Here is a 265-nt window from a genome sequence, read left to right as displayed (position 1 = left end):
GTACCCGTAAAGCGCGTAAACCTGAACTGGAGGTGAACCATGGCGCAGTTTGAATGGGTTCACGCCGCCTGGCTGGCATTGGCAATCGTGCTGGAAATCGTTGCTAACGTCTTTTTGAAATTTTCTGACGGCTTTCGTCGCAAAATATTTGGCTTGCTCTCCCTGGCGGCGGTGCTGGCTGCCTTTAGTGCGCTTTCTCAGGCCGTTAAAGGGATCGACTTGTCTGTCGCTTATGCATTGTGGGGCGGGTTTGGTATTGCCGCCA

Annotated in this window: 1 protein-coding gene; it reads left to right on the top strand. The window is 53.2% G+C overall.

The window, feature by feature from the left end; translation table 11 throughout:
- Window positions 1–39: 39 nt before the first annotated feature.
- Window positions 40–265: multidrug/spermidine efflux SMR transporter subunit MdtI (mdtI, locus tag SB756_RS31055; protein ID WP_410913367.1), on the top strand; the 226-nt coding region annotated here is incomplete at its 3' end.

The organism is Pseudomonas sp. SIMBA_068 (assembly GCF_046534705.1).
Taxonomy (GTDB): Bacteria; Pseudomonadota; Gammaproteobacteria; order Pseudomonadales; family Pseudomonadaceae; genus Aquipseudomonas; species Aquipseudomonas putida.
Note: the sequence above shows the minus strand (reverse complement) of the source record. Positions and strands in the feature narration are given on the sequence as shown.